Below are 20,965 nucleotides of genomic sequence, written 5' to 3'. Positions count from 1 at the left end.
GGGATCGATGACGACGAATCCGGCCGAGCACGCGCTCGCCTGGGTGCGGGTGCCTGGCGGTGTTTGCCTGTTCGGCGACCGGCAGAAGCCGGTGCGGGTGGTCGACCTGGAGTGGACGGCGACACCGGTCACGCCCGCCCAGCTCGGACTCGGCCCGGACCACCGGCCACTGGTCGAGGTAGCCCATGCGCAGGCGGCCCGGATCGCGGCCGATCTGGGCGGCCGGCTGCCGCTGTCCAAGGAGTGGGAGTGGGCGGCCTCCGGGGCCGAGCGCCGCCTGTACCCGTGGGGCGAGGAGGAACCGGACGAGACGCGGGCGAATCTGCGCGACTCCTGCGGGCGGCTTACCCCTGTCAGCTCCCACCCCTGCGGGCGGACCCCGTTCGGGCTGTGGGACATGGCGGGCAACTGCTGGGAGTGGACCGCCTCGAAGACGATCGGCGACGGCTTCGTCATTCGCGGCGGCTCCTACAACTCCCTCCCGCTGTACGCCCGGTGCACATTCCTGAACGCCGCGCCGGCCGAGTCCGCTTCGTCGGGCATCGGGTTCCGGGTGGTGAGAGCGGCGTGATCGGCGACCTCGTGATCGCGGGCTGCTCATACCGCAAGGCATCGGAGTCCCGGCCGCTGCCCGCACTGGAACGGTACGTCGGCGGTATCGCCCCACAACTGAACGCCCGCTTCGCCGGGCACCGGAAGGCTCGCAGCCGGATCCGCTTCCTGTCCGCCGCCTACGGCCTGGTCAGCGCGGACGACCTGCTCGCCCCCTACGACCAGCGCCTCGACTCCGACCGGGCCCAGGAGTTGCGCCCGACCGTGAACAGGCAGCTGCGGCGCGACTTCGCCGCCAACGGCGTCCCGCAGCGGGTGCTGCTGGTCCTCGAACCCGACTACCTGGTCCTGCTCGCCGACCTCCTGGCTCTGCCGGAGCGCCCGGCTCTGCACTGGATCCCCGACCCCCGCGGCTGGCCCCAGGCCGCCGCCATGCTCGACGAATGGAGGTGGCCGTGATGCACACCAGCCTCGCAGACACGCTCAAGACCCAGGCCAACGCCCACCGGCACGTCACGGCGGACTTCACCGAGCGCACCGGTCTGGGCTGGCACCAGCCCACCCCCGCGGGCGCCAGCGCCGGCCAGGCGCTGTCGGTCGTGATCCCGGCCCACAACACCGCCTACGCCCTCCCTGCGGTGCTAGACGCGCTCGGCGCCCAGCAGCACGCGGCCGACGTGGAGGTGATCCTCGTCGACGACGCTTCCACGGACGCGACGTTCGACATCGCCCGCCGGCACCCGGCGGTCACCACCGCAGTGCGTCTGACCGAGCAGCGGGGCTCGGCGGCGGCACGCAACACCGGTGTCCGCCTCGCCCAGGCCCCGACGATCCTGTTCGTCGACGCAGACATGGTGCTGCCCTCGCACGTGTACACCGACGTCGCCGCGCGGGCCGAAGCCGACACGGTGCTGACGGGGTTCCGGCACAACGTCGCCCACCGGGCGTCGCCCTGCGGCGGGCCGCTACTGCCCGACGGGCCCCCGCTCCTCGCGGCCGACCATCGCGTCACCTGGACGCCTCCGGTCGGCAAGGTCCTGCCGTACTCGGGCATCACGCTCACCGAGGAGCTGGACGGGCGCCCGCTGGATGCCACCGACGACTTCCAGAACCTCGGGTACGGCCGGTTCTACTACGACTGGGACCTGCCGAGGATGGCCGTCACCGCGCTGCTGGCCGTGCCGCGCGAGCAGCTGGTGTACGTCGGAGGCTTCGACGAGGAGTTCGGCGCACTGGGCTGGGGCATGGAGGACACCCACCTCGGCGCGGCCCTGATCGCCGCCGGATGCCTCGTCATCCCGCTGCGCCAGGCCGTCGGCTTCCACCTCGACCCGCCGGACGCCGCCGCCCAGTGGCAGGCCAAGCTCGCCACCTGGCCCGCGACGCTCGCCCGCTACCGCCACCTGCTGTCCCTGCCCGCACCCGCCGGGCAGGGCCGCGCCTTCGCCACCACTGCCGACAAGCACCTGACCGACTCCGAGGTGATCTCCCGATGATCCGCGCCTTCGCCGCCGCCCTGTTCGACGGCACCACCGTCGTACACGACCCGGCGGTCGGTACCAACCACCTTCCGCCCCAGCCGCTCCGGAGTGGCTGCGTCGCCCTGGACGACCAGCAGGTCGCCGCCTGGCCCCTGGCCGACCCGGCCGCCCTCGCGCTCGACTACCCCCTGAGCATGTGCTGGTCCCCGATTGTGCGCTGCAACCTGGCCTGCCCGCAGTGCCTCGACGACAAGACCGTGCGCGAGTCCACCGCAGCCGAACGGCGCGTCCTCGCCGGTCACATCGCCGCCTCGGGGGTCCTGGGCGTGGACATCTCCGGCGGCGAGCCGCTGCTGTTGCGCGACCTGCCTGACCTCGCCCTCGCGATCCGCCGCCAGGGCACCAGCGTGGTCAGCTGCACCACCAACGGCTGGCACCTCGCCCGGCGCGCAGGCAAACTCGCCGACGCGCTCGACGCGATCCGGGTCTCCCTCGACGGCGCCACCGCGGCTACCCACGACACCTGGCGCGGTCAGGACAGCTACCGCCGCGCCATCGCCGGCATCCGCGCCGCCGTGGACGAAGGCCTGTTCGTCCAGCTCCAGATGGTCCTCATGCAGGCCAACAAGCACGAGGCCCAGCAGCTGCTGGACCTCGCCGCTCAACTCGGTGCCGGCGGGGTGACCTTCCTCCAGATGCTCCCCATCGGCTCCGGCGCCGCACTCGCCGCCGAGCAGATGCTCACCGACGAGCAGGCCCAGGAGATCGTCGCTCCGCTCACGGTCCCGGCCGGTGTGCGGGTCCGGCTGCGCACCCGCACCAGCGCCGGCGGCTTCACCGTCCTGCGCGCCGACGGCTACGCCTGGCGCAACACTCGAGGTGCCACCGGCATCTCCGCGTTTATTCCCGTCACCGGCCCGGGCGACCTGCGCCTGCCCACGTCCGGGAGCACCTCATGACCAACACCCCCTATGCCGCGAGGCGGGTCTTCGCGCAGCGCGTCCCGTTCGCGCCGACGCATTACCAGTGCTTCGACGCGGCCCGGATGATTGCCGAGTCCGTCGTCGGGACCGACCCGGAGGTCACCTGCGTGGTCGGCATCGCCTCCGGCGGGATCAAACCGGCCCGCCTCATGGCCGACTACCTCAAGGTGCCCTTCCACACCGTCACCGCCAGGCACAACAAGAGCGACGTGCCGTGGCAGCAGGCCACCGGCGACGTCGAGGTCCTGCTCACGGATCCGCTTCCCGAACGCCTCGCCGGGACGGTGCTCCTCGTCGACGACATCGCTGGGACCGGAGCGACGTTCGCCGCCGTCACCGACGCGCTGCGCGGCCGGCTCGACGACGGCGCCGCGATCATGCCGGTGGCGCTGTTCCGCAACCGGGGCTGCGCCCAGAAGCCGGATCGTTGGGCCTGGACCGTCAACGACTGGGTCGTCTTCCCCTGGGAGACACCGCACCACGGTCAGACCCAGCCCGTCCCGGCCCTGCGGCGGGTGAGCATCCGGTGATCAACCACACGACCTCTTCCAGGGGCGTCCTGCTGGTCCTCGTCTCCTGGACTCCTGACGCCCCAGCCGGGATGGAACGCGCGACGGCGGCCCTGGCCGTCGGCCTCGCCCAGAACGGCCACCGGCCCGTCATCGCCACCGCCGTACCCCAGCCCGGCCGCCCCGGCCTCCCCGGCGTCACCATCGCCCAGCTACGCCTCGACGATGTGCGCTTCCCCTGCGACGACGACGTGCTGCGCCGCGCCATCACCTACCAGGACACCAAGCTGACCCGCCAGATCCAGAACCTGGTGACCGAGCACCGCATCGACACCGTCCTGTTCACCGACGCGTTGTGGGGGCTCGGCCGCCTGCGCGGCGACATCCCCGGCCACCTCCGCCGTGCGCTCGCCGCCCACGTCAAGCCGCACACCCTCGATGCCGGGCCCGCGCTCGCCCGCGCCACCCGCGTCCTCGTGCCCTCCACCGTCGTCCGCGACGAACTGGCCGGCTGGGGCCCGCGCAACCTCCGCGTCGTACCCAACGCACTCCTGCCCGATGCCTCAGTGGCCCCGCCCACGCCATCCCGCCGCGAACAGCTGCGCCGCAGCGGCCCGGTGCGCCTCCTCGCACGGCTCGGGCCGGAGAAGGGCGTGCTCGATCTGCTGGAGGCCGCCTCCGGCTGGAACCGGCCGGTCGAAGTGGCCCTCGCCGAAGCCGGATTCGAGACCAGCAAGGGCTCGCAGTCCGAGCTCCTCGACAGCTGCCGCAAGGCGGCGGCCCGCATCCCGGGCCTCCGTCTGCGCGGGGCGCTGGCCTGGGACGAGGTGCTGCCCTGGCTCGCCGGAGCCGCCGTGGTGATCGTCCCCAGCCACAAGGAGACCTTCGGCCTTGTGGCGCTGGAGGCGATGAGCGTCGGCACCCCGGTCGTCGCCTACCGCGTCGGCAACCTGCCCGCCCTGATAGGCCCGACAGGCCACGGCGACCACCTGCTCGTCGACCATGACGAAGGCCCGGCCGCCCTCCACAAGGCGGCACAAACGCTTCTGGAAGGTGACATACTGTACGCCGCGACTACACAGACCGTGTATCGGAGAGCGGCCGAATTCGAGCCGCGCCGAATCGCTGACTTCTTCCTGGAGGCGGTGTCGTGATGCCCGAAACCACAGCAACCCCTGCGCCGTTGCTGCTCGTCGACGGCTTCAATCTCCTGTGGGCCGGCACCTTCGGCTTCCCCGCACCGATCCACTCCCGCGACAAGAGCCGCGAGTTGACCGGCCTGTTCGCGTTCTTCGCCCTGCTGCGAGCCGCGATCCGCGACGACCTCGACGTCCCGGAGCCCGAGGTCCTGGTCGTCTTCGACGGTGAGCACGGCTCCGCCGACCGCGTGGCCACGGACCAGGAGTACAAGGCGAACCGGGAGGCGACACCGGAGGCGCTCAAGCCGCTGCAGTTCCTCACCCCGGTCAAGGACGGCCTGGACGCACACGGAATCCGGTGGGTCGAGGTCGACGACGCCGAAGCCGACGACGTCATCGCCACCCTCGCCACCCAGGCCGCCGCTTCCCGGCCGGTCCTGATCATGTCGCGCGACATGGACTTCTACCAGCTCCTCGACGAACGTGTGCGCATCCTCAACCGCTCCCGGAAGTCGTCCCAGCGGATCATCACCGCCGACGAGGTCGTCGCCCGGTACGGCGTCACTCCCGCCCAGTGGCCGGCCTTCCGCGCCCTGACCGGCGACAAGTCCGACAACATCCCCGGCGTCCGGGGTGTCGGCCCGAAGGTCGCCGCCACCCTGCTGCGCAACGGGATGCGGCTGCACGACCTTCCCGGCTCCGGGCGGCTGACCGGCGCCAAGGGCACCGCGATCACCACCGCCTGGACCGACGTACTCCGCTGGGAAGCGGTGATCACGGTGCGCCGCGACCTGGACGTGCCCATCGCCCTCAACGGCCAGGCAAGCCCCCAGCTACCCAAGCCCGCCGACGTCGTCGAGAAGCTGGGGCTGTGGTGACCAGTGCCGTGCCGGGCTCGGTCCTGGCCGCCTTCGCGCACCCCGACGACGCCGAACTGTGGGCCGGCGCCACCCTCGCCCTCCACACCAGGTACGCCGCCGTCACCATCGCCGTCCCGCACCGCGACGACGTCCGCGACGCCGAGGCCCGCAAGGGCGCCGCAGCCCTCGGCGCCGACCTGCACCAGGTCCCCCGGCTCGACCACGCCACCGTACAGCAACTGCTGCTGGAGAAGCGGCCGGAGATCGTCATCACCCACCCGCTCAACGACGTCCACCCCGAGCACCGGGCCGTCGCCACCACCGTGCTCGCGGCCGTCCCCGAGCTCAGGATCGCCACCGGCCGTCCGAGCCGCTTCTACACCTGCGACACCTACAACTCCCTCACCCTCGACGGACCGGTCCGCGCCGACGTAATCGTGGACGCCACCACGACCTTCGACACCAAGATGGCCGCGCTGCGCGAACACGCGAGCCAGCCGATCGACCAGCACTTCGGCCCCATGGCCGAGACCCTCGGCAGGCTCTGGGGCGCCCGCATCGGCACCCGGTACGCAGAGGCGTTCACCGCCGTGCCGATCCTCGGCTGCCTGCCCGGCGCCACCCACCTCTGACGCGCCGCACTTCGCGGCCCATCCACCGTCAACTCACCCCAAAGGGATGACCATGACGTCCATACCCGTGCAAGCCCCGCGCCGCCCCGTCGACCGCCCGCGCGTCGAAGAGCTGACCCGCGAGCTTCTGCTCGCCCTCGGAGAAGACCCCGACCGCGACGGCCTCAAGGACACGCCCCGCCGCGTCGCCGACTGGTGGGGCGAGTTCCTCGACCACGACCCCGGCAGGCTCACCACCACCTTCCAGACGCGCCAGTACGGCGACTTCGTCCTGCTGACCGGCATCGAGGCGTGGAGCGTGTGCGAGCACCACCTGCTCCCCTTCCGCCTCGACGTCTCCATCGCCTACGTACCGGACAGCAACGTCCTCGGCCTGTCCAAGCTGGTGCGGCACCTGGAGGCCCACACCCACGCCCTCCAGCTCCAGGAACGCATCACCCACGACGTCGCCCACGACCTCGCCAAGGCCGCCGCCACCGACGACGTCGCCGTCTTCACCGCCGGCGAGCACCTGTGCATGAGCATGCGCGGCATCAAAGCCACCTCGGTCCGTACCACCACCATGTGCAGGCTCGGCCGCACCGAGAGCGACCCCGACCTGGCCGCCCGCATCGAACGACTCGCGCTCCCCGTCCGCGCGTAACCACCCCGCACCCTCGACGCACCAGGAACCGACCTTGACTGTCCACCACTTCACCCTCACGACCTCGCTGGGCACCGACGCGGCAGCGGCCGAGGCCTGGCAGCAGCTGAAGAGCTCTCCGCCCGCCGGCTGCACCTACGATCCCGAGGTCTTCGCCCAGCCCCCCGGACTGCGCTGCGAGCGTGAGGCACCCACCCGGTTGAAGGCCGTCTTCGCCGTCGTCGGCGAGGTCCATACCTCCCACGGCCTCCTCCTCGACGACCTGGGCGTGGAGAACCTCTCCGAGTGGGTCAGCGACGGCGTGGACCAGCCCGGCAGCCCTGCCGGGATCCACACGACCGACACCGCCGCGCAGGCCCTGCTCCTCGCGATCGACCGCCTCCGACGCCTCGGCCACGACGCCGACGACATCGCGACGTTCACGGACCTGATCCTCGGCAGGTCTCACACCGTCTGACCACCGGGCCATGGGCATACCGACGCTACGACACCTCAAGGCACCCAACCTGTTGCCCCCCGCCGCGGGGACGGTCGCCCTACTGGCCGGAATCGCCACCGGCCGCCCCCGCTGGCAGCACCAAGCCGTCCGCCTGCTCGCCAACCACGGCTTCCACGGGACGGTCCTCGATCGTCCTCGGCGATCCGTACGCCGCGTGGCGGACCGACTGGCTAGACCGGGCAGGGACCTACGCCGACCTGATCCTGACGTGGCTTCCGCTCGGTCCCCGGCCGGTACTGCGAGCCCACCGCTCGCACCGCGCCGACCCGCTCCGGCCGCCCGTCGTGGTCGGCTGCGACCCCGCTTTCGGCTGGCAGGTCAGAACTCGCCCGGCGATCCAGGAGGGCGCGCCCGGCCTTGTGGTGCATCACACGCTCGACGCCGTCACCCGGCTCGCCGCTCCAACTCTCCAGAGCCGCCAGTAACCGAACCGCGCAGCCATTCACCCCAGAGTGGGTTCACCGCCCAGGACGAACGGTCGAACCCATGTGCCACTCCCGCGCCGCCAGTTGCGCCGCCCACATACGGGCGTAGCGGCCCTCCGTGTCAGCGAGCAGGTCGGCGTGGGTGCCGCGCTGGGTGACGCGGCCGTCGTCGAGGACGAGGATCTGGTCGGCACCGACGACGGTGGAGAGGCGGTGGGCGATGACGACGACGGTCTTGCCGGCCACCAGGCGGTCGATGGCCTGCTGGACCACGACCTCCGATTCCGTGTCCAGTGCAGCGGTCGGCTCGTCGAGCAGGATCACGGGCGCGTCCTTGAGGATGGCGCGGGCGATGGAGATCCGTTGGCGTTCGCCGCCGGAGAGGGCGGAGCCGATCTCGCCGACGCGGGTTCCGTACCCGTCCGGAAGGCGGGAGACGAAGTCGTGCACGTTGGCCGCGCGGGCGGCGGCTTCGATCTCGCCGTCGGTGGCGTCCGGGCGGGCGAGGGCGATGTTGGCGCGGATGGTGTCGTCGAAGAGGTAGACGTCCTGGAAGACGGCGGCGATGTGGCGCAGCACCTCGTCCGGTTCGAGGGTGCGCAGGTCGGTGCCGCCGAGGCGGACGGTGCCGGTCTGCGGGTCGGCGTAGCGGCTGATCAGTTTGGTGACGGTGGTCTTGCCGGAGCCGGAGGGGCCGACGAGGGCGGTGAGGCTGCGTTCTGGAATGGTGAAGTCGACGCCTTCCAGGGTGGGTTCGGGCTGGCCGTCGTAGGCGAAGGTGACGTTCTCGAAGCGGAGGTCGAAGGTGGCGGGCTCCTGCCCGTCGGGTGCGATGGGCAGGGGCTGGACCGCGAGCACCTCGTCCACTCTGCGCAGGGCCGCTTCGGAGAGTTCGAAGAGCTTGGTCATGGTGGCGGCGAGGCTGAGCGGTTCGGCGAAGCGGGCGGCGGTGACCACCACGGCGACCACGAGCGCCGGGGAGAGTCGGGTGTCGAGGGCGAGCGCGGAGCCGATGGCGACCAGGGCCACGAGGGCGAGCTGGACGATGAGTTGGGCTCCTGCGACGGGCAGTGCGGCCGAGCGGTTGGCCCTCGCCTGAGCGTGGTGCTGGTCGGCCAGGACGGCGGTCAGGCGCGGGGAGCCGGCACCGGCCTGGCCGGTGGCCTTGAGCACGGGCAGCCCCTGGACGTATTCGACGATCCGGTCGGACAGGGCGGCATCGGCCTCGTTGACCTCGTCGTACCCGGTGTTGGAGCAGCGCTGCACCTGGCGTACGAGTGGGAGGGCGGCGAGCGTGCCGGCGACGAGGACGAGCCCGAGACGCCAGTCGAGTGCCAGAACGACGATCCCCAGCACGGTCGGGACGGTGATGAGCTGGATGAAGAGCGTGGAGAGCGAGGAGATGGCGGCTGCCGCGGTGGTGGCGTTGTTGCCGACGACGGAGGTCAGGTCGCCGGCCGCCCGGCGGGCGAGTTCCTGCTGCGGCATGGACCGGAGTCCAGCGCCGAGCCGGAGCCTGGTGGTCTGGGTGACGAGGTGCCAGTAGTCGTAGGTGAACGCCGTCTCGCGCACGCGCAACGCCGCTTCGCCGGCGACCAGGGCCGCCAGCAGCCCGACCCACAGCCAGGCCCGGCCGGTGCGGACCGGCTCCCGGGTCAGTTCCGCTAGCAGGGGGATGAACGTGGCGTAGGCGGCGGCCTGAACGAGTGAGGCCGCGAACGAAACCCGCAGGGTGCCGCGGAACTGCGGGGCGTACGGGCCTGCGGCGGTGAGCATCAGGCGAAGGATCCGCCTCATCGGACAGTCTCCCGGTCGGTGGTGAGGCCCCAGCGGGCGGCCTGTTCGTGGCGGGCCCACAGCTGGGCGTATCGGCCCCCAGCGGCGACGAGTTCGACGTGCCGTCCGCGTTCGGCGACCCGGCCGCCGTCGAGGACCACGATCTGGTCGGCGTCGACGATGGTGTTGAGCCGGTGGGCGATGATCAGGACGGTCCGGCCGTGGGTGAGCCGGGCGATGGCCTGCTGGATCGCGGCCTCGCTCTCGGGGTCGGCGAAGGCCGTCGCCTCGTCCAGGATCACGATCGGCGCGTCGGAGAGGACCGCCCGGGCGATGGTGATGCGTTGGCGCTGCCCGCCGGAGAGGAGCCCGCCGCGCTCGCCGACCTGGGTGTCGTAGCCGTCGGGCAGTTCGCGGGTGATGAACTCGTGTGCTGCGGCGGCTTCGGCCGCGGCCCGGACTTCGGCGTCGGTCGCGTCGGGGCGTGCGAGCCGGATGTTCTCGGCGACGGTGCCGGTGACCAGGAACGGTTCCTGGAAGACCAGGGCGATGTGCCGGAGGAGGTCTTCGCTGCCGATCTCCCGCACATCGACGCCGCCGATGCGCACGGAACCGGACTCGATGTCGTGGAAGCGCGGAATGAGCCTGGCCACCGTGGACTTGCCGGAGCCGGACGGTCCGACCAGCGCGCACACCGTGCCGGCCGGAACGTCGAGGTCGATGGCGTCGAGGGCCGGGCGGCCCCGGTCGGCGGCGTAGCGGAAGGTCACGTTGTGGAGCGTGATGGCCGAGCCCTCCGGTTGGCGGGGGTGCTCCGGTTCGGGGAGGGCGGGGGCGCTGAGGAGTTCGGTGATCCGGACAGCACCTGCCTTGGAGTCGTTGATGTAGTTGGTCAGGTGCATCAGGGGTGCCACGGCCTCGATCGGCATGGCGCCGATCAGCAGGCCGAGCAGCAGGTCGGTGTCGGAGATCCAGCCGGCCGCGCGCATCGGCACGCCGGTGGCCGCGACGAGCAGCAGGGTGGGGAGCGGCACGATGAACAGCCGGGTCAGCAGGCCGGAAGCCCGTGAGGTCGCGAGCCAGCCGGCGACTGCTTCGGTGAACTCCCCGACGGCGGTCGAGAATCGGCGGAAGGATCCCTGTCCGTCGTCGAAGGTCCGCACGACCGGCATGCCCTGGACGAACTCGACCACGGCGGCATTGACGCTCTCGTTCGCCTGGTTGTAGCGCTCGCGCTGCTGGGTGTAGTCGCGGGAGAGCAGGGACAGGCACACCATCGCGATCGGGAGGATGAGGAGGACGGCGAGCAGCAGCCGCCACTGCACGGCGCCGAGCGCGATCAGCGCGGCGAGGGGCTGGGCGATGCCGGATCCGACGAACGGCAGGGCATCGGCCACCACGTTGTGTAGCGACTTGACGTCGTCCTGCATGATCTTCTTGATCCGGCCCGAGCCCAGCCGCTGTACCTCGCCCAGCGGCATCCTGGCGAGTGCGTCGGCGATCCTGCCGCGCAGGACCACCTCCAGGCTGTAGCTGGCCTCGTGGGCGAGGTGCTCGGCGAGGCAGCGGGCGGCGAACGCGGTCACCAGGGCGGCCAGCGCCCCGACCGTCCAGGCAGTGATGTCGGAGCGGCCACCCGAGAGCAGCGCGCCGACGGCGAATGCCGCGCAGAGGTAGCCGACGACCGCTCCGATGCCGCCGAGTACGCCGAGGAGGGCCGCGCGCCCGAGCCTGGCACGAACGGCCGGGGCAAGTGCGACCAGGTCCAGGACGCTTCCCAGTCCGCCCTTGCTCATCGCACGCCTCCGGCGATCAGAGCGGCCAGCTCCCGCTTGTTGACCTTGCCGAGCGCGGTACGGGGGAAGGAGTCCACCATCTCGATCCGGTCGGGCAGTTTGAAGGCCGCGAGGCCGAGCCCCGTGAGGTGTGCGTTGAGTTCGGCGCGGGTCGGCGGGGTGCCCCGGGCGATGACGCAGGCGCAGCTGCGTTCGCCCAGGGTGTCATCGGGGATGCCGACGATCGCGACGTCGTGGACGGCCGGGTGGCTGAGCAGGTGGTTCTCGACCTCCTCCACCGGGACCTTGTCGCCACCACGGTTGATGACGTCCTTGATCCGTCCTTCCACCACCAGGTCTCCGCTGGGCAGTTGGCGGACGAGGTCGCCGGTGCGGTAGTAGCCGTCGGGGGTGAAGGCGGTTCGGTTGTGGACCTCGGCGCGGTAGTAGCCGCGCAGGGTGTACGGGCCGCGCACGTGGAGTTCGCCGACTCCGCCGGGTGCCACCTCGTGGTCGTCGGCATCGACGATCCGCAGTTCGTCGTCGGCGGCGAGCGGGCGGCCCTGCGTGTGCAGGACCAGCTCCTCGGGGTCGTCCTGCCGGGTGAAGTTGAGGAGTCCCTCGGCCATGCCGAAGACCTGCTGGAGTCGGCAACCGAGGGTGGGCGTGATCCGGGCGGCGGTGTCGGGCTTGAGCCTGGCCCCGCCGACCTGGAGCAGCTGCAGGCTGCTGAGATCGGCGTCGGACCAGTCGGCGGCCTCCAGCCAGAGCAGCGCCAGCGGTGGGACCAGGGCGGTGACGGTGACGCGTTCGCGCTCGATCAGGCGGAAGGCGTCGTCCGGGCTCGGGGTCGGGCTGAGCACGACGGTGCCGCCGGCATACAGGGTGCCGAGGACACCGGGGCAGGCGAGCGGGAAGTTGTGGGCGACGGGCAGAGCGGCCAGGTAGCGAGTGCCGGTGTCGAGGCCGGTCACCTCGGCGCTGGCGCTGAGGTTGTAGACGTAGTCGTCATGCGTGCGCGGGATCAGCTTGGGGACGCCGGTGGTGCCGCCCGACAGTAGGAGCAGAGCGACGTCGGCGGGATCCGGGCCGGGCAGTGGTCCCGGCTCGGCGTCGAGATCCGCCAGGGCGGTGAACTCCGCCGGGTCACCCACGATCAGGACGTGACGCAGGGCCGGCGCCTGGGCGCGCACGATCCGGGCGAGCGGTCGGTGGTCGAAGCCGAGGTGAGTGTCCGGCGCCACGTAGGCCACGGCCTCGGAGAGCCGGGCGAGGTGGACAATCTCGGTCTCCCGGTGGGCGGGGAGGGCATAGACGGGGATCGCCCCGAGCCGGAACAGCGCGAAGGACAGGGCGAGGAACTCGGCCACGTTCGGCAGGTGCACCAGCACCCGGTCCCGGGGCGCGATGCCCAGGGCGTGCAGGCCGACAGCCAGCCGGTCGGCGCGTTCGTCGAGTTCGTGGTAGCTCCAGCGGCGGTCGCCGTCGACGACGGCGGTGTGCGCGGGCCGCATCCGCGCCTGTTCGCGGAGCAGGGAGCCGAGCGTGCGGCCCGGCCAGTAGCCGCGCTCGCGGTAGCGGGCCGCGAACTCCTCCGGCCAGCCGGTGAATCCGTCCAGCATGACAGCCTTTCTCATGTCGGTCCTTCTCATGTCACTGCCCGGCAGCCGGTACGACGTAGGGCGCGACGCTGGCGAGCTTCTCGCAGGTCTCCTCGTACTCCCGGGCCGGGCGGGAGGCGCCGACCACTCCGGCGCCCGCCCTCAGCCAGGCCCGCCCGTCGCGCTGGTACACCGCGCGCAGTACCAGCGCCGCGTCCAGCGAACCGTCGCAGCCGACCATCAGGACGGCGCCCGAGTAGAGGCCGCGCGGCTCCGCCTCCAGTTCCTCGATCAGCCGGTAGGCGGCGGACTTCGGGATGCCGGAGGCGGTCACGGGCGGGAACACCGCACCGAGCGCGTCCCAGGCGGTGCGGCCGTCGGCCAGCGTGGTGGCGACGCGGGAGGCCAGGTGCTGGACACTGCCGCGCGGTCGGACCGTGAGGAACTCGCTGACCAGAGTGGTGTCCGGGCGCCCCACCGAGGCCATCTCCTCGACGGCGAGCTTGACCGAGGTCGCGTGCTCGAAGACCTCTTTGGGGTCGGTGAGCAGGTCGCTCCGCAGGGCGTCGTCACGTTCCGGCTCGCCGGTGAGCGCCCGGGTCCCGGCCAGCGGCTGGGTGGACGCCGTGCCTGCGGCGTCCACCTCCAGCACGGTCTCCGGGCTGAAGCCCGCGGCCTGCCAGCCGCCGAGGTCGAGCAGGAAGGAGCGGGCGGGGGTGTTGTGGCGGCGACCGAGGACGTAGGTGGCGCACAGGTCCACGGCAAAGGGGATGGCCACCGGGCGGGAGAGGATGACCTTCTGCAGCCGCCGTCGGCCGATCTCGGCGACGGCGTGCGCGACTCCGGCGGAGTAGGACCAGTCGTCCGATCTGATGCCGACCGGTTCGGGTTCCGCATGCGGCGGTTCGGCGGGCTCGCCCAGCAGCTTGCGTGCGGCGTCGAGGGTGTCGTCCTCCAGCGCGCGGATCAGGATCTCGTCCGCGCCGATCCGGAATTCGAGGCGGGGAACCATCAGCTGAGCCAGGGTCTCGCGCGCGGCTCTGCGGTCGCCGCTGGCCAGTTCGAAGCGGGCCCAGCCGTAGGCGTGCCAGTCCGTCACCGGTATCTGGCCGAGTGCCGCCTGGACGGCCCGCCAGGGCGTCCCGGTCCAGGCCTCGGTGGCGCCGAAAGTGCTGCGGACCTCGCCTGCGTCGACGCGGATCTCGCCAAGTGGGTCGGCCGCGACGTACCAGCGCTGCCCGCGCTCGTACACCACGTACTCGGTGAGCAGGCCGGAGTGCACGAGTTGTGCGACCACGGCGAGCGCGTCGAACCGGCCCTCGACCAGGGCCTCCCGGTAGTGCCGGTTCACGGCGTCATCCCCTCTACGGCGTTGATGGGTGCGGCGATGAGCTCGGCCACGCGGGGTGCGTTGTGCTCCTCGACGCAGCTGAAGTGGTTGCCCTCGATGTCGGCGATCGGCAGGTCGCCGAGGCAGACGTCGCGCCAGAAGGCGAGCGTGGTCTCGTCCATGCCGGGCGCGAAGCCGGAGTCGGCGTTCGGGCGCAGGAAGCGGATGTCCCCGGCGTACGGCGGCGGGGTGAACCGCGCGGACAGGAAGCTCTGCCGGAAGACGCGGAACATGCCCGCGACCATCTCGGCCGGCATCTCCTGGCCGGTCACCTCGGCGACGGCGGCCGCGTACCGGGCGAAGCGCTCCTCGCGGCTGTGGTCGCCGAGGTGGCGGAAGTACGCGGCGGCCTGGTCGAGTCGGGCGTCGCCGCCGACCTCGGCCAGCGCGCCCTTCGGCACCCGGCCGCCATGGCGTCGCATGACCTCGGTGAAGGCGCGCAGGATGTCGGCGGAGTCGATCTCCCCGAAGCCGGTCTGCTGGAGGGTGATGTGCAGGTTGGGGATGAAGAGGATCTCGATCATCAGGTCGTCCTCGATGTCCATCACCACGGGGTGGCTGCTCACCAGCACCAGGTCCTCGACCTGCAACCCGCGTTCCGCCAGCCGCCTGGCGACCTCGGTGGCGAACAGGCCGCCGAGGCAGTAGCCGACGAGCTGGAAGCGGGTGTGGCCCTCGGCGAGCAGACGGTCGGTGTAGTCGTCCGCCAGCCGCTCGATGACCTCGGCGGGATCGAGCGAGCAGTAGACGTCGGTGTCGTCGATGACGATCCCGAGCACCGGGCCGAGGCCCTGGGCCACCAACTCCTTGGCCAGCGGCCGGAAGCAGTCCATGGTGCCGAGACCGGCGTGGAACAGCACCCGTACCGGCCCGGCGCCGCCGGTGCTGAAGGGCACCAGGACGGCGTTGCTGCCCTCGGCGCGTCGAGCGCTCAGGTCGTCGGGAGTTTCCGTCGCGCGGACGCGCAGGAAGCAGGCCAGGGCCTCGACGGTCGGGTGGTTGAGCTGTTGCCGGAGCAGCGTGTCGAACGGCACGTCGGCGGCCTCGGGTAGCTCCTCGCGGAGCCGTCCGGCCATCCGGGCCATGATGAGGGAGTCGGCGCCGAGGTCGTAGAAGCGCTCCGCGCGCCCGACCCGGCCGACGGCGAGGGCCGATGCCCACAGTTCGGCGAGCCTCGCCTCCAGGGGGTCGGCGGGTTCGTCGGAGCCGGCGAGTCGGACGGTGTCGGTGGACGCCGGGCGCCAGCCCCGCAGAGTGCGCCGGTCGACCTTGCCGTTGCCGGTGAGCGGGAGCGCGTCGACGACCTGGAGGTGGGAGGGGAGCATGTGGGCGGGGAGGCGGTCCGCCAGGTGCCGCAGCAGCTCCGCCTCGGTGACCTGGGCCCGGTCGGTCTTCAGCCGGGCCGCGAAGAGGTGGATGCCCTGCGGTGCGAGGACGTGGTCGTCCTCGGGCAGGCACGACACCCGGTCGGCGCCGGCGGTCTTCGCCAGCAGTTCCAGCCACTGGTCCCGGTCGAGGTAGGAGGCGCCGGTGGTGCGGCGGGCGTCCTGGGGGGCGGTCATCATGAACGCCTGGGAGGCCAGGATCCACGGGTGCTCCCGGGTCGGCTCGGTCAGCACCAGCCGGCCTCCCGGGGCGACCAGCTCGGCGAGCCGGGCGAGGGACGCCTCGGTGTCCCGGGCGTTCTCCAGCACGCCGGCGGCCAGCACCACGTCGTACGAGTTCGGCGCCAGGCCCTGCGCGCGGTGGTCGGCGTCGACGTCGAACACGCCGAACCGCACCCACGGATGCCTGCCGAAGCGGTTGCGCGCTTCGGGCAGGAAGAACGGCGAGACGTCGGTGAAGAGGTAGTCGACCTCGAAGCCGTCCAGCGCCTTGAGCACTCCCTCGGTGGTGCCGCCGGTGCCGCCGCCCACCTCCAGGACGCGCAGTGGGCGGCCCGCCGGGTGCTGCCGGGCGATCTGCTCGAAGAGGTCGGCGACGGCCTGGTTGAGGTAGCGGGCCATGCTGTGCTCGCGGTAGAGCGCGTGGGCGGTGTCGAACCGTCCTTCGGGAAAGAGCAGTTGGACCGGATCCTGCTCACCGGCCAGCAGCGCGGGCAGGCTCTCGCAGTTGCGGCGCAGGTAGGCGAGGAACTCGGGTGAGCCCAGCTCGTCGGTCCAGGCGGCCTCAAGCTGCTCCCAGCGCGCGGCGACCACGGCCGGGTCGACCGGGCCGAGGGCGGCCTGCGCCAGGACCGCACGCCAGCGCGCCACCAGCCACGCGTGACGGGGGGCGATGGCCGTACCTGCGCTCTCCACCTCCATCAGGGCAAGGGCCATCGAGGAGAGCACCGCTGCATCAAGGCTCTCGACGTACCGCTCGACTTGGGTACGGGTCAGGCCCTCGACGGGTCGCGCCACGGGCTCGCCCACCTGACTGGCCGTCGCACCGCAGCGGGCGGTCTCCACCACCGCAAGCAGTCCACGCTCGCCGCCCGTCCCGTCGAGGACGGCGCCCGCAGCAGCGACCGCGGGGTGGTCCAGCAGCGCGGCCTCGATCTCGCCGAGCTCGATCCGGTGGCCCCGGACCTTGACCTGGGTGTCCTCACGGCCGAGGAACTCGATCTCCCCGCCGGGCAGGTAGCGACCGAAGTCTCCGGTGCGGTACAGGCGTTGTCCGTCCGGGTGGGCGATGAAGCGGTAGGCGGTCGTGTCCGGGTCGCCGAGGTAGCCCTCGGCCAGCCCAGCGCCCGAGATGTGGAGCTCGCCGACCGCCCAGACCGGGCAGTCCCGCAGCGCGCCGTCCAGGACACGGAAGCCCTGGTTGGCCAGCGGTCGGCCGTACGGGATGCTGCGCCAGCCGGGCTCAAGTCCGCTGTACGCGTGGTGGATCGACCAGATCGCCGCCTCGGTCGCGCCGCCCAGGCCGATCACCTGAAGGCCGGGGATGCGGGCGGTGATCTCGTCCGGCAGGGTGATCGGGATCCAGTCGCCGGACAGCAGGGCGAGGCGCAGCGTCGGCAACGTGAGGGTCGGTTCGGTTGCCAGGTAGGTGGCGAGCATCTGCATCAGCGCGGGGACGGAGTTCCACAGCGTTACGCCGTGCTCGGCTATCAGGGCCGCCCAGTGCGACGGATCGGTCCGGCGCTCCGGGTCGGGGTAGACCAGGGCACCGCCCACCGCGAGCGGGCCGAAGATGTCGTAGACGGACAGGTCGAAGCCGAGGTTGGCCAGGCCGAGCACGCGGTCGTCGGCGGTGACGCCGAAGCGGTGGTTGATGTCGGCGATCGTGTTGCCCGCGGCGCGGTGGCTGATCACCACGCCCTTGGGGCGGCCGGTGGAGCCGGAGGTGTAGATGACGTACGCGGGCGCATCCGGATCGCCGCCGGTCGGCTCGGCCGCCGGGGTGACGGGCGGCAGCTGGTCCACGGCGATGACGGCGGCGCCTGCGGGCCAGTCGGCGCCCACCCACGACTGGGTGAGGACATGGCAGACCTCGGCGTCCTCCAGGATGGCGGCGCGGCGCAGCGGCGGCTGGACGGTGTCCACCGGCAGGTAGACGGCCCCGGCGAGCAGCGTGCCGAGCACGGCGGCGACCTGTTCGACGCCCTTGTCCATGACGACGGCCACGCGCTGCCCCGGCGTGCAGCCGGCCACGCGCAGGGCGTCGGCGACGGCGGTGGCCCAGCCGGCGAGTTCGCTGTAGCTGACCACCCGGTGCGGTCCGTACACCGCGGGTCGCTCCGGCGTACGTGCCGCCTGGGCGAACACCGGCTGGTGCAGCAGGGTGTCGGGCAGGGCGGTGGCGGTGTCGTTGGCCCGGCGGCGCTCCTCCGCCTGCCAAGCGGGCAGCGGGATGGTCTGCTCGGCGTCCCAGACGTCGTCGCCGGCGGCGAGGCCGCGCAGCAGGGTCTCGAAGGCGGCGAACATGTCGTCGGCCAGGCCGTCGGGGAAGACGCCTTCACGGACGTCCCAGTTCGCCTGGAGGCCCTCGGCGTCGTCCATCGCCTGGCAGTCGACGAACACCTGCGGGGTCTGGGTGATGCCGAAGCCGTCCAGGCGTCCGGTGGCGCGGTGGCCGTCGGCGTCCTCGCCGAGGCCTATGGCGCTGGTGAAGACGATCGGCAGCAGCGCCGCCTCGCGCCCGCGCCGGCGAGCCACTTCGCGCAGCACCTCGACGCCGGAGCAGAGGCGGTGGTCGAGGTCGTCGAAGAGCTGGTCGGCGACAACCTTCGCCTGGTCGGTGAAGGAACGGCCGGCGGCCCAGTCCACGGCGAGCGGGTTGACAGCGGTGAAGTCGCCGACGATCCGGCCGACTTCGGGATGGAGCGGGAGACGGTTGAGCACCGTGAGGTTGAGCGAGAAGCGCGGGCTGCGGCTCCAGCGCTCCATCACGGCGGCGTAGGCGGCCAGCACGACCGAGGACGGGGTGAGCCCACGCTGCTGGGCACGCAGCTTGAGCCGCTCCCAGGTCGCGAGGTCGAGCCGCAGGAAGCGGCGGCGGAAGCGCGGCTCGGACGGGCCGTCGGCGAGCGGCAGTTCGGGCGCCGCGGGGAGGTCGTCGATCCGGGCCCACCAATAGTCCCGGTCGCGCTGATAGCCGGGGCTCTCGCGCAACCGCCGTTCGGCGAGGAGGTAGTCGCGGAAGCGCAGCTCCAACGGCGGCAGCTCGGCGGTCGGGTCGGCGTGCAGGGTTTCGAACTCCGCCAGCAGCAGCCAGATGCTGGCCCAGTCCGCGATCAGGAAGTCCATGGACAGGTGCAGCACCGCGCGCCCGGGAGTTCGGGTGATCCGGAGGTCGAACAGCGGCCATCGGGTGGTCTCGTACACGCGGTGGCCCATGTCGGCCCGTGCCGACTCCAGTTCGGCTTCGATCCGCTCGGCGTCGGCTTCCCACAGGTCGGTCGCCGGCACGGGCAGGTGCGGGACGCTCGGCAGGACCCGCTGGTAGCCGTCGGCCTCGACCGTGGCGCGCAGCATGTCGTGGCGCTCGATGAGCCGGTTCCATGCCGCCTCGACGCGCTGCGGGTCGAGGTCGGGGTAGTTCACCTCCAGGTAGACGTGACAGGCGACCCCGCCGTGGCCGAAGGCGTCGTTGCGGCCGAGCAGGTAGGCGGCCTGGACGTCGGTGAGCGGGAACGGTTCGTGCACGGCCTGCGGGTCGGGCGTGAGGGCAGTGGGCGCGCTCTCGGCTCTCAGGTGCTCGACGACGGCGGACTTGGCGGCCTTCAGCGCTTCGAGCTGCTCCGGGGTGATGACGTTCTTGGGTGCGCGGTACCGGAGTCGGCCGCCTTCCTCCCACAGGGTCACTCCTGCACGGCGCAGTTCGGCGATCAGTTCGGTTGTGCTCATGCGTCTCGGCCTTCTTCTTCGTCGGTCCGCAACGGAGTGGGTGGGATGTTGGCGTTGAACCGGAACACGTTCTCCGGGTCCCAGGTCTGCTTCAGGCGGGCCAGCCGCTGGTACGTCTCGGTGCCGTAGGCGGCATGCACCCACTCGGGTTCGGGGTCGGGCAGCAGGTTCAGGTACGGACCGCAGGTCACGGGCTGGAGCGAGCGCCACGCCTGCACGGCGGGGCGGACGTGGGTGGGGCTGTCCGCCGCGCCGTACCACTGGGCGCAGATCTCGGCGAACCACTGCGCCTGCCGGCGGGTGAACGCGGTGGGACCGGCCGGGGCGCGGCTGATCGCACCGCCGAGGGCGCCGAGGACCACCGAGAAGTTGGGGCCGGCGGCGTCCCACTGGCCGAGCAGCGAGTCGATGGTGGCGTCGGAGAGCTCGGTGAGCAGCTCGCCCCGGTTGTAGACGTGCTGGTCGGCGTAGTTGGGCGGGGAGGGCAGCAGCCGCTGGTAGTCGGCGTAGGGCACCAGCGCGACCCCGTCGGCGACCGGTCGCGGGCTGCCGTGGCGCAGCGGTGCGAGGATCTCCTCGCCGTCATCCGGGTCGCCGAACCAGGTGGGGATGAGCATCGCGCCGCGTTCGAAGTGCAGGTGTTCCGGGATGTACGGCAGGGGCGGCGCGGTCCAGACGATGGCGATCAGCGAGGCCTGGTCCGGCGCGGTCACCAGCCAGTCGCGGGCCGTGCGGAGAGCAGCCCGGACCTGCCCGGCGGGGTGGATCAGCGGCCCGGCCAGGACGTGGGTGACGGGGTGCAGCCGAAACCCGAACCGGGTGACCACGCCGAAGTTGCCACCGCCGCCGCGCAGGCCCCAGAACAGCTCGGGATGTTGCTCGGCATCGGCTCGGATCGCGCGGCCATCGGCTGTGACCAGGTCGAAGAAGACGGCGTTGTCACTGGTGAGGCCGTACTGGCGGGAGAGGTCGCCGACGCCACCGCCGAGGGTGTGGCCGGCGATCCCGACGTCGGTGTTGCGGGCGCCGGGCAGGGCGAGGCCGTACTTCTGCGTGGCCGCGTCGAACTCGCCCCAGGTGAGGCCTGGTTCGGCGGTCGCGGTGCGGGTCTCGGGATCGACGTCGATCCGCTTCATGCCGCTCAGGTCGAGCACGAGACCGCCGTCGCAGGTGGCCCAGCCGGCGACGTTGGCTCCGCCGCCGCGCACCGCGACGGGCAGGCGGCGGCTGCGGGCATAAGCGAGCGCGGCGATCACGTCGTCCGTGCTGGTGCAGCGGGCGATCACGGCGGGGTGGCGGTCGACGCGGGCGTTGCGGACGCGGCGCGCCGCGTCGTACGCCGGGTCGCCGGGAGTGAGGAGTTCCAT

The 20,965-nt window shown here is 72.0% G+C and carries 16 protein-coding genes; 10 read left to right on the top strand and 6 right to left on the bottom strand.

The genetic code is table 11. The features are described from left to right. Nucleotides 1–7: 7 nt before the first annotated feature. From ACFVWU_RS26695 to ACFVWU_RS26650, 10 genes are read left to right on the top strand one after another with little or no spacing between them, the layout of a single operon-like run. Nucleotides 8–571, top strand: coding sequence for a formylglycine-generating enzyme family protein (locus ACFVWU_RS26695; protein ID WP_387625576.1), 564 nt, complete (start codon nt 8–10; stop codon nt 569–571). Next, nucleotides 568–1,011 carry a hypothetical protein gene (locus ACFVWU_RS26690; RefSeq protein WP_387625574.1) on the top strand — a complete coding sequence of 148 codons (444 nt, stop codon included), beginning with the start codon at nt 568–570 and terminating at the stop codon, nt 1,009–1,011. Before ACFVWU_RS26695 ends, ACFVWU_RS26690 begins: the two co-directional genes overlap by 4 nt. Continuing rightward, complete coding sequence (locus ACFVWU_RS26685; RefSeq protein ID WP_387625572.1) at nt 1,011–2,048, top strand: glycosyltransferase; 1,038 nt, start codon at nt 1,011–1,013, stop codon at nt 2,046–2,048. Before ACFVWU_RS26690 ends, ACFVWU_RS26685 begins: the two co-directional genes overlap by 1 nt. Continuing rightward, a complete protein-coding gene (locus ACFVWU_RS26680) occupies nt 2,045–2,992 on the top strand; it encodes a radical SAM protein (protein ID WP_387625570.1) in 948 nt (315 codons plus the stop codon). The genes ACFVWU_RS26685 and ACFVWU_RS26680 overlap by 4 nt, the downstream gene beginning before the upstream one ends. Continuing rightward, the gene (locus ACFVWU_RS26675) at nt 2,989–3,546 is read left to right on the top strand and encodes a phosphoribosyltransferase (protein ID WP_387625568.1); all 558 of its coding nucleotides are present in this window, start codon (nt 2,989–2,991) and stop codon (nt 3,544–3,546) included. The genes ACFVWU_RS26680 and ACFVWU_RS26675 overlap by 4 nt, the downstream gene beginning before the upstream one ends. Further along, nucleotides 3,543–4,679 (top strand): glycosyltransferase family 4 protein, encoded by a 1,137-nt coding sequence (locus tag ACFVWU_RS26670; protein ID WP_387625566.1) that lies wholly within the window; start codon nt 3,543–3,545, stop codon nt 4,677–4,679. Before ACFVWU_RS26675 ends, ACFVWU_RS26670 begins: the two co-directional genes overlap by 4 nt. After that, the gene (locus ACFVWU_RS26665) at nt 4,679–5,542 is read left to right on the top strand and encodes a 5'-3' exonuclease H3TH domain-containing protein (RefSeq protein ID WP_387625564.1); all 864 of its coding nucleotides are present in this window, start codon (nt 4,679–4,681) and stop codon (nt 5,540–5,542) included. The genes ACFVWU_RS26670 and ACFVWU_RS26665 overlap by 1 nt, the downstream gene beginning before the upstream one ends. Beyond that, nucleotides 5,539–6,156, top strand: a complete 618-nt coding sequence (locus tag ACFVWU_RS26660; protein WP_387625562.1) for a PIG-L deacetylase family protein — start codon at nt 5,539–5,541, stop codon at nt 6,154–6,156. Before ACFVWU_RS26665 ends, ACFVWU_RS26660 begins: the two co-directional genes overlap by 4 nt. A gap of 52 nt (nt 6,157–6,208) precedes the next feature. Continuing rightward, the gene (gene folE / locus ACFVWU_RS26655; protein WP_387625560.1) at nt 6,209–6,799 is read left to right on the top strand and encodes a GTP cyclohydrolase I; all 591 of its coding nucleotides are present in this window, start codon (nt 6,209–6,211) and stop codon (nt 6,797–6,799) included. Between the two features lie 34 nt (nt 6,800–6,833). Further along, entirely contained in the window at nt 6,834–7,256 is a 423-nt protein-coding gene (locus ACFVWU_RS26650; RefSeq protein ID WP_387625558.1) for an amidase, read from the top strand. Between the two features lie 500 nt (nt 7,257–7,756). On the opposite strand, the gene ACFVWU_RS26645 is transcribed toward ACFVWU_RS26650, so the two are convergent. The 6 genes from ACFVWU_RS26645 to ACFVWU_RS26620 are packed head-to-tail and all read right to left on the bottom strand — an operon-like array spanning nt 7,757 to nt 20,965. Next, complete coding sequence (locus ACFVWU_RS26645; protein WP_387625556.1) at nt 7,757–9,499, bottom strand: ABC transporter ATP-binding protein; 1,743 nt, start codon at nt 9,497–9,499, stop codon at nt 7,757–7,759. Nucleotides 9,500–9,516: 17 nt separating this feature from the next. Continuing rightward, entirely contained in the window at nt 9,517–11,295 is a 1,779-nt protein-coding gene (locus ACFVWU_RS26640; RefSeq protein WP_387625554.1) for an ABC transporter ATP-binding protein, read from the bottom strand. Then, nucleotides 11,292–12,911 (bottom strand): (2,3-dihydroxybenzoyl)adenylate synthase, encoded by a 1,620-nt coding sequence (locus tag ACFVWU_RS26635; protein ID WP_387625552.1) that lies wholly within the window; start codon nt 12,909–12,911, stop codon nt 11,292–11,294. Before ACFVWU_RS26635 ends, ACFVWU_RS26640 begins: the two co-directional genes overlap by 4 nt. Before the next feature lie 16 nt (nt 12,912–12,927). Beyond that, nucleotides 12,928–14,226 carry a salicylate synthase gene (locus tag ACFVWU_RS26630; RefSeq protein ID WP_387625550.1) on the bottom strand — a complete coding sequence of 433 codons (1,299 nt, stop codon included), beginning with the start codon at nt 14,224–14,226 and terminating at the stop codon, nt 12,928–12,930. Beyond that, nucleotides 14,223–19,598, bottom strand: coding sequence for an amino acid adenylation domain-containing protein (locus ACFVWU_RS26625; protein WP_387625548.1), 5,376 nt, complete (start codon nt 19,596–19,598; stop codon nt 14,223–14,225). Before ACFVWU_RS26625 ends, ACFVWU_RS26630 begins: the two co-directional genes overlap by 4 nt. Further along, nucleotides 19,595–20,965, bottom strand: a complete 1,371-nt coding sequence (locus ACFVWU_RS26620; protein ID WP_387625546.1) for an FAD-binding oxidoreductase — start codon at nt 20,963–20,965, stop codon at nt 19,595–19,597. Before ACFVWU_RS26620 ends, ACFVWU_RS26625 begins: the two co-directional genes overlap by 4 nt.

Source organism: Kitasatospora sp. NPDC058190, assembly GCF_042883685.1.
Lineage (GTDB): Bacteria > Actinomycetota > Actinomycetes > Streptomycetales > Streptomycetaceae > Kitasatospora.
Note: the sequence above shows the minus strand (reverse complement) of the source record. Positions and strands in the feature narration are given on the sequence as shown.